This window comes from Kitasatospora sp. NPDC127035 (assembly GCF_042726075.1).
In the GTDB taxonomy this organism is placed as follows: Bacteria; Actinomycetota; Actinomycetes; order Streptomycetales; family Streptomycetaceae; genus Kitasatospora.
Map to the genome: position 1 here is coordinate 1 of NZ_JBHXDN010000133.1, position 6,399 is coordinate 6,399.

A 6,399-nucleotide genomic window follows, 5' to 3' on the forward strand; every position below is an offset into this window, starting at 1 on the left:
TCGCGCTGATCACCGACGCCATGGGCGCAGCCGGCATGGGCGACGGCCTCTACCCCCTCGGCCCCCTCCAGGTCGAGGTCAAGGACGGCGTGGCCCGGCTGGTCGAGGGCGGCGCGATCGCCGGCTCCACCCTCACCCTGGACGTGGCGTTCAAGCGCTCCGTCGCCGTCAACGGGCTGACCCTCAACCAGGCCGTCGAGTCGCTCTCCACCGTCCCCGCCCGCCTGCTCGGCCTCGCCGACTCGGTCGGCACGCTGGAACCCGGCAAGAACGCCGACCTCGTGGTGCTCGACTCCGCCACCCACGACCTGGTCGCCGTCATGCGCCGCGGCGAGTGGATCACCGGGGCCGACCGCTTCGCCCCGCTCGGGTCCGCCTGACCCGCCCGGACCCGCCGGTGTCCGCCTGCGCCCGCCGGCAACGGAACGGCCGCCCGCTCCCCTCGGGGAACGGGCGGCCGTTTCGCGTGGACGGGCCGGCCGGATCAGCCGGCGGCCTCCAGCACCACCTGGTCGACCAGGATCGCTCCGCTGCCCGCCGGCACGGTGAGCGTGATCGTGTTCGCCCCCGCCTGGAGCGGCGGGGTTATGTACGTCGTGTACCAGGAGGCCGCCGGCTCCTTCCCCGGCGAGTAGTTCTTGAAGGACAGCCCACCGGGCCAGTCCTTGCCGTTCACCGAAGCCACGGCCTTCACGTCGGTACCCGGGTTGTTGAAGTGCACCGTGAACTTGTACGTCCCGGCCGCCGCCAGCTCGCCGTTCCAGCTGACCGAACCGCCCGGCTGCAGCGTCAGGTAGGCGCCGTCCGCCGACTTGGTGCCCTTGACGGAGTTCCCGGACGGCGCGTTCTGCCCCTGCAGGCCGCTCGCGTCGACGGTGGCGGGGCCGGTCACCGGGGTCGCCGAGGCCGTCGCCGAGGCGGGGGCCGTCGGGCTCGTGCTGCCGGTGCCGCCCGGCGTGGCCGGGGCGCCGGTCGAGCTGGTGGCGCCCTTCGCGTTCGTGTCCTTGTCCTTGTCCGGGTCCCCGCCCGAGAGGGCTATCCCGGCGCCGATCGCGACGGCCGCGACCACCGCCACGGCGCCGATCACCGCACCCTTGCCCCGGCCGCCGCCCGGCCGCTCCTCCCCCGGCTGCGGCCGGGAGTGCTCGGCGTAACGGGCCTGCTGGGTCGGGGCGCCGCCGCCGTACTCGGGGTGCTGCGCGGGCACTCCGCCGTACTCGCCCTGCGGCGGGTACGGCTGCCCGGGCTGCGGCGCCTGCGGGTAGCCCGGCTGGGCCGGGTAGGGCTGCTGGGGCCGGGCCTGCTGCCCGTACTGGGCGCGGCCGACCTCCATCGGGCGGCTGTACGGCGTGCGCGGCACGCCCTGCTGCGGCTCGGACGGCTGGGCCGCCGCCGCACCGTCGGCAGGACGGTACAGATAGCCGAACGGGTCGTCGTCCTGAGGGGTGCCGCCCTCCGGGCCCTGGGGCACTCCGCTGTTTCCGGCGGTCGTCACGGTGGTCAACTCCCCCATCGCGGTCGCGCCGCCGGGCTGCCGTGCCCCCGGCGCTGGTCGTGGTCGCTTGTACCCGGGAACACTACCTGTCCTCGGCGACGCCCCGAAAAGACCCCTTGACGACCAGCGGGTAGCTTTCGCCCGGAACGACCCGCTCACGCGGCCCGGAACCTCCGGTCACCGCCCCGGCCGGCCTCCCCGCAGGGTTCCACCACCGGGTTCCCCCGCCGGGCTTCCTCAGCCGGCCCGCCGGTGCGAGCGCTCGCCCCTGGCCCCGCGCACCGAGCCGCCCCTGGCCCGCTTCTCGTCGTACATCCGCTCGTCCGCGGTGTGCAGCACCTCTTCGATGCTCATCCCGCAGCCCGCCCAGCCGACGCCCAGGCTGACGCCGACCCGCATCGCCCGGCCGTCGATCCGCATCGGCGGGATGATCGCGTTGCGCAGCCGGTGGGCGAGGTCCTTGGCCTCGTCGCGCCCGATCCCGTCGGCCAGCACCACGAACTCGTCACCGCCGAGCCGGGCCACCGTGTCGCCGTCCCGCACGGCCCCGCTGAGCCGGCGGGCGACCTCGACCAGCACGGCGTCGCCGGCGTTGTGGCCGAACCGGTCGTTGATCGACTTGAATCCGTCGAGGTCGCAGAAGAGCACCGCGAGCCCCTTCTCCACGACGACCGGGCCGCCCGAGCGGAACGGTCCCGACCAGACCTCGCCGCCGGACCCGTGATCGGCGGGCACGACCGCGTGCACGTGCTCGCCGTAGCCGGCCGGCCCCGGGTTCGCACCGGCGGCCGCCGACGGGTACCCCTCCGGAAGGCCGTAGCCGTGCGCGGGCCCGGACCGCACGTCGGTCCCCTCCAGGCCCTCGTAGGCGGCGTGCGCGCTGTAGGAGTCGGCCACCGCGTACCCGGCGCCCTGGTAGCCGCCGCTCCCGTAGGGGACGTCGGCGGGGCCCGGCTGGTGTCCGGCGGCGCCGACCGTCTGCGGCTGGCCGCAGAGCCGGCGCCCGAGCCGGGCCTTGAGCTCGGCGCTGTTCGGCAGACCGGTGAGCGCGTCGTGGCTGGCCCGGTGGGCGAGCTGGAGCTCGTGCCGCTTCCGGTCCTCGATGTCCTCGACGTGCGTGAGCAGGAAGCTCGGCCCCTCCGCGGCGTCGGCGACGATCGAGTTGCGCAGGCAGACCCACTGGTAGCCGCCGTCCCGCCGGGAGAGGCGCAGTTCAGCCCGGCCGCTCTCGGCGCTGGTGCGCTCCAGCAGCGCCCGGTCGTCCGGGTGGACGAGGTCGGCGAAGCTCTGCTGGCGGAGCACCGCGCGAGGGCGGCCGAGCAGACGACAGAGCGCGTCGTTGACCCTGGTCAGCTGACCGCGCCCGGCCCCGTGCAGCTCGGTGATGGCCATCCCGCTGGGCGCGTACTCGAACGCCTGGCGGAAGCTCTCCTCGCTGGCCCGCAGGGCCTGCTGCTCCTTCTCCAGGCGGGCCAGCGCGCGTTGCATCTCGGCCCGCAGGCGGGCGTTGCCGATCGCGATGGAGGCCTGCAACGAGAACATCTCCAGCGCCTCGCGGGTCCAGGCCCCGGGCCGCTTGCCGCTGCGCGGGCGGTCGACCGAGAGGACGCCGAGCAGGTCGCCGCCGGCGCTGTACATCGGGGCGAGCAGACCGTCGGCCGGGTGCCAGTCGTTGGCGTAGACGGGCATCGGGCCGTCCCCGATCCAGCGCGGGATGTCGCTGGCAACGGCCCAGCCCCGGTCATAGGGGAGGAAGCGCAGGGTGCCCCAGTGGTCGCTGACGCCGAGCAGCCGGTCCCAGGACTCGCGGGAGCCCACCTGGCCGAGGAGGACGGAGGGGCCGCCCATGGCGCTCTCCTCCAGCTCCCAGACGGCCGCCACCACGAGGTCGCCGTCCGGCCGGACCAGGCTGACCGCGGCGGCGTCGAAGCCGAGTCCGTGCACCGCGCCCTCGACCACGGCCTGCAGCGTGCCCGCCAGGCTGCGGGCAGCGTTGAGGTCCGCCACGACCCGGTGCAAGGTGCGGAGGGTCGCGAGACGGACGTACGGCTCCGACTCGGCTTCCATGCGGGGGCTCCCCGGCTGCTTCGGATAGGTCTTGATTGGTTATCGTCCGATTGCCAGAAGAACTGAATCACAGGGAGCACAGCGTTCGGCACGCTCGGTCAGCAATAGGTCGCCACTTGTGACTTAAATCACACGACCCTAATGCGCCCTTCATCAGCCCATCTGTCCCATATCTGGACATAAGCCCTTATCGGAACATTTATCCTGGTCGGCCGGATCGGCCGCGCACTGAAGTCGGCTGCCCGCCGGGCAGGCCCTCCACTTCACTCCTGGGGGTGAGAGCGGCCGCGAACCGTAACCTCGGCCCCATCTCGAAGGCCCGCAGCGAGGGCCGCACCGCGGGACTGCGCCACGGACTGCACCCCGGACTGCGCCGCTGGTCCTACGACCAGGGCCCGATGCCGTTCCGCCCGGTCGCGGGCTACCGTGCGCTACGTGTACTCGTCCCCGCAGCCCGAGGCTGCCTCCCAAGCAACGCCCGACGAGTTCCGGGCGGCGCTCTCCCAGCTCGCCGCCGGAGTGAGCCTGGTGACCGTCCACGACCCGGAGGACGGCGAGGACGTCGGGATGACCGCCACGTCCTTCCTCTCCGTGTCGCTGGAGCCGCCACTGGTCCTGATCTCCGTCCGCGAGGACTCCCGGATGGACGAGGTACTCTCCCGGGCCGACACCTGGGCGGTCTCGCTGCTCACCGAAGGACACAAGGCGCTCGGCTCGCGGTTCGCCATGAAGGGCCGGCTCAGTGACCGGCTGCTGTTCGCCGAGGCCCCGCACCGCCGCGGGGCGTTCAGCGACGCCCCGCTGATCGACGGCGCGCTCGCCACCGTGGAGTGCCGCACCGAGCAGCGGATAGCCGCCGGAGACCACACCCTGCTGCTCGGCCGCGTCCTGGAGGCACTGGTGCCCGACCCGGGCGGCCGTCCGCTGCTCTACTTCCGCGGCGGCTACCGCACCCTGGGCTGACCCCGGCGGGGGCTCCGGTCCCCCCGGCCCCTGCCGCCCGGCGGGCCGCCGTCCTTCCCGACCGACGGCCACCGGCCTGCCGGGCCCGCGTACCGACCGGGCCCGGTCCCGCGTCCGGCCCGCTCTGCCCGCGGGCTACTCGCCCTGCGGGGACCGCCGCCCCTGCTTCAGCTCCGAGCGGTGCCGCTTGTTGGTCAGCCGCCGCTCGACCATGCCCTTGCTGGGCCTGGTCGCCCGGCGGGCCTTCGGCGGCGGCGCCGTCGCCTCCCCGAGCAGGGAGGCCAGCCTGGCCGCGGCGACCTCGCGGTTGCGCCACTGCGAGCGGTGCTCGGAGGCGCGGACCACCAGCACCCGCCCGTCCACCAGCCTGCCCGCCAGCCGCTCCAGCGCGCGCTGCTTCCAGACGTCGGGCAGCGCGGCCGAGGCCGCCAGGTCGTAGCGGAGCTCGACCTGGGTGTCGGACGTGTTGACGTGCTGGCCACCGGGGCCGGAGGAACGTGAGAAGCGCCAGACGAGCTCGGCGTCGGGGACGACCACCGATCCCCGGACGCGAATGGGCTCGGGCATGCGCCCATCATCCCGCGCCGGGCCCCCGCCGGTCACCCGGTTATCCGACCCGGCGCGCAGCCCCGACAATGGCCTGTGTGATCGAGCTCGGCTACTCCCTCTCCAACCGCTTCCCCGACCCCCCGCAGACCGACTACCGGACCGCGACCACCCACGCGCTGCGGTACGACCTGTTCTGCGGCGACGTCTACCTCGACGCCGAGGGAGCGGAGCTGTCCACGGCCTGGGGATGGGTCCCGGTGCTGGACTTCGCCTGGGCGCTCTGCGACATCGCCGAGGAGCTGGACCGCGACCCGGCCGGCGGTCGCGCCGCCCGGGTGCAGACCGCCGACCTCGACTTCACCCAGAACACCGAACTGCTGCGTTTCGCCCGCCGGTTCAACTGGGTCGAGGTCACCGCCACCTGGCTGCCCGACGAGCCGCCGGCCGTGATCCGTCACGGCGACCTGAGGCGCGAAGCCCGCGACTTTCTCCAGGACACACTCGCCGACCTCTTCGACATGCACCCCGATCTCGCCGACAATCCGGCCATCTGGTCACTTCAGGGCCGGTTCCGTCGAATCTGACGGGGAATACCCGAACCCGTGCCGGCGACGGAAATCCGTCGACCCGCGTGGAACCATCTCCGCCGGTTCCCGCGTTATCCCGGCAAAAGCAATCGAAGGGACAGCACACACCATGCCAGTGAGCCTCTCCAAGGGTGGCAACGTCTCGCTGACCAAGGAGGCCCCCGGCCTGACCGCGGTCACCGTCGGCCTCGGCTGGGACGTCCGCACCACCACCGGCGCAGAGTTCGACCTCGACGCCAGCGCGATCGTGCTGAACGCGGACGGAAAGGTGCTGTCCAACGGCCACTTCGTCTTCTTCAACAACACGAGCAGCCCGGACAACACCGTCGTCCACACCGGTGACAACCGCACCGGCGAGGGCGCCGGCGACGACGAGGCGATCAACGTCAACCTCGCCACGCTGCCGGCCGAGGCCACCCGGATCACCTTCCCGGTCTCGATCTACGACGCCGTCGCCCGGTCGCAGAACTTCGGCCAGGTCCGCAACGCCTACATCCGTGTGATCAACGCCGCCGGTGGCGCCGAGATCGCCCGCTACGACCTCTCCGAGGACGCCGCCACCGAGACCGCCATGATCTTCGGCGAGCTCTACCGCAACGGCGCCGAGTGGAAGTTCCGCGCCGTCGGCCAGGGGTACGCCTCCGGCCTGGCCGGCATCGCCCAGGACTTCGGCGTCCAGCTCTGACGTCGCCCCCTGCGGTCCCCGGAGCGCCCGTCCCGCCACCCGGCGGACGGGCG

The 6,399-nt window shown here is 73.3% G+C and carries 7 protein-coding genes; 4 read left to right on the plus strand and 3 right to left on the minus strand.

Annotation, left to right across the window (positions count from 1 at the left end; translation table 11 throughout):
• On the plus strand, positions 1–380 hold a 380-nt coding region (locus ACFWIC_RS40365), incomplete at its 5' end, for an amidohydrolase family protein (RefSeq protein WP_380522132.1).
• A gap of 104 nt (positions 381–484) precedes the next feature.
• Here the strand turns inward: ACFWIC_RS40365 and ACFWIC_RS40370 are convergent.
• Both ACFWIC_RS40370 and ACFWIC_RS40375 read right to left on the minus strand, forming a co-directional pair.
• Positions 485–1,495, minus strand: a complete 1,011-nt coding sequence (locus tag ACFWIC_RS40370) for a carbohydrate-binding protein (protein ID WP_329949183.1) — start codon at positions 1,493–1,495, stop codon at positions 485–487.
• Between the two features lie 237 nt (positions 1,496–1,732).
• Positions 1,733–3,562 carry a diguanylate cyclase domain-containing protein gene (locus ACFWIC_RS40375; protein ID WP_380364221.1) on the minus strand — a complete coding sequence of 610 codons (1,830 nt, stop codon included), beginning with the start codon at positions 3,560–3,562 and terminating at the stop codon, positions 1,733–1,735.
• Between the two features lie 426 nt (positions 3,563–3,988).
• Here ACFWIC_RS40375 and ACFWIC_RS40380 point away from each other — a divergent pair, with 426 nt between their 5' ends.
• Complete coding sequence (locus ACFWIC_RS40380) at positions 3,989–4,525, plus strand: flavin reductase family protein (protein ID WP_380364219.1); 537 nt, start codon at positions 3,989–3,991, stop codon at positions 4,523–4,525.
• 135 nt (positions 4,526–4,660) lie between these two features.
• Here the strand turns inward: ACFWIC_RS40380 and arfB are convergent, their stop codons facing one another.
• The gene (gene arfB / locus ACFWIC_RS40385; RefSeq protein WP_329883951.1) at positions 4,661–5,092 is read right to left on the minus strand and encodes an alternative ribosome rescue aminoacyl-tRNA hydrolase ArfB; all 432 of its coding nucleotides are present in this window, start codon (positions 5,090–5,092) and stop codon (positions 4,661–4,663) included.
• A gap of 68 nt (positions 5,093–5,160) precedes the next feature.
• On the opposite strand from arfB, the gene ACFWIC_RS40390 reads away from it, so the two are divergent.
• The gene (locus ACFWIC_RS40390; RefSeq protein WP_380364216.1) at positions 5,161–5,658 is read left to right on the plus strand and encodes a hypothetical protein; all 498 of its coding nucleotides are present in this window, start codon (positions 5,161–5,163) and stop codon (positions 5,656–5,658) included.
• Positions 5,659–5,770: 112 nt separating this feature from the next.
• Positions 5,771–6,346 (plus strand): TerD family protein, encoded by a 576-nt coding sequence (locus ACFWIC_RS40395; RefSeq protein ID WP_329883953.1) that lies wholly within the window; start codon positions 5,771–5,773, stop codon positions 6,344–6,346.
• Positions 6,347–6,399 lie beyond the last annotated feature (53 nt).

What these genes read in the sequence shown, in the direction of transcription:
- arfB (WP_329883951.1), bottom strand. Translation starts at nt 5,092, where the DNA reads ATGCCCGAGCCCATTCGCGTCCGGGGATCGGTGGTCGTCCCCGACGCC.
- ACFWIC_RS40375 (WP_380364221.1), bottom strand. Translation starts at nt 3,562, where the DNA reads ATGGAAGCCGAGTCGGAGCCGTACGTCCGTCTCGCGACCCTCCGCACC.
- ACFWIC_RS40395 (WP_329883953.1), top strand. Translation starts at nt 5,771, where the DNA reads ATGCCAGTGAGCCTCTCCAAGGGTGGCAACGTCTCGCTGACCAAGGAG.
- ACFWIC_RS40390 (WP_380364216.1), top strand. Translation starts at nt 5,161, where the DNA reads ATGGCCTGTGTGATCGAGCTCGGCTACTCCCTCTCCAACCGCTTCCCC.